Raw genomic sequence first — 1,186 nt, forward strand, 5'->3', positions numbered from 1 at the left:
CTGGAGCTTCGAGACCAAGCAGATCCACGCAGGACAGCCCGCCGGCGGCGACACCCGCGCCCGCGCCCTGCCGATCTACCAGACCACCAGCTACACCTTCGACAACACCGACCACGCCGCCGCCCTGTTCGGCCTGACCGAACCCGGCAACATCTACACCCGCATCATGAACCCCACCCAGGACGCGGTCGAACAACGCATCGCCGCCCTCGAGGGCGGCGTCGCCGCCCTGCTCCTCGCCTCCGGCCAGGCCGCCGAGACCTACGCCATCCTCAACCTCGCCGCCGCCGGCGACCACCTCGTCGCCAGCCCCTACCTCTACGGCGGCACCTACAACCTGCTGCACTACACCCTGCCCCGCCTCGGCATCGAGGTCACCTTCGTCGACGACCCCGACGACCTCGACCAGTGGCGCGCCGCCGTCCGCCCCACCACCCGCGCCTTCTACGGCGAAACCATCGCCAACCCCAAAAACCACCTCCTCGACATCCCCGGCGTCGCCGCCGTCGCCCACGAGCACGCCCTGCCGCTGATCGTCGACAACACCGTCGCCACCCCCTACCTGATCCGCCCCCTCGAGCACGGCGCCGACATCGTCGTGCACTCGGCCACCAAATCCCTCGGCGGCCACGGCACCGCCATCGCCGGGGTCATCGTCGACGGCGGCACCTTCGACTGGACCGCCCCCGGACCCGACGGCACCGCCCGCCACCCCCAGTTCACCACCCCCGACCCCAGCTACCACGGCGTGGTCTACGCCGACCTCGGCGCCCCCGCCTACGCCCTCAAGGCCCGCGTGCAACTGCTGCGCGACCTCGGCGCCGCGGTCTCCCCGTTCAACGCCTTCCTCATCGCCCAGGGCCTCGAGACCCTGAGCCTGCGCATGGAACGCCACGTCGCCAACGCCGGCAGGGTCGCCGACTTCCTCGCCCGCCGCCCCGAGGTCACCGCCGTCGCCTACGCCGGCCTCGACTCCTCCCCCTGGTACCAGCGCGGCCGGGCCCTGGCCCCGCGCGGGACCGGCGCGATCGTCACCTTCGAACTCGCCGGCGGCGTCGACGCCGGCAAGAAGTTCGTGAACGCGCTGACCCTGCACAGCCACGTCGCCAACATCGGCGACGTACGCTCGCTGGTCATCCACCCCGCCTCGACCACCCACTCCCAGCTCACCGCCGCCGAACAACTC

1 protein-coding gene is annotated in these 1,186 nt (G+C 71.8%); it reads left to right on the forward strand.

Annotation, left to right across the window (positions count from 1 at the left end):
* Positions 1-1,186 (forward strand): bifunctional o-acetylhomoserine/o-acetylserine sulfhydrylase (locus tag OEY_RS0127770; protein ID WP_010596979.1); only part of this gene is annotated, 1,186 nt, incomplete at both ends.

Source organism: Rhodococcus sp. P14, from assembly GCF_000256505.1.
Lineage (GTDB): Bacteria > Actinomycetota > Actinomycetes > Mycobacteriales > Mycobacteriaceae > Rhodococcus > Rhodococcus ruber.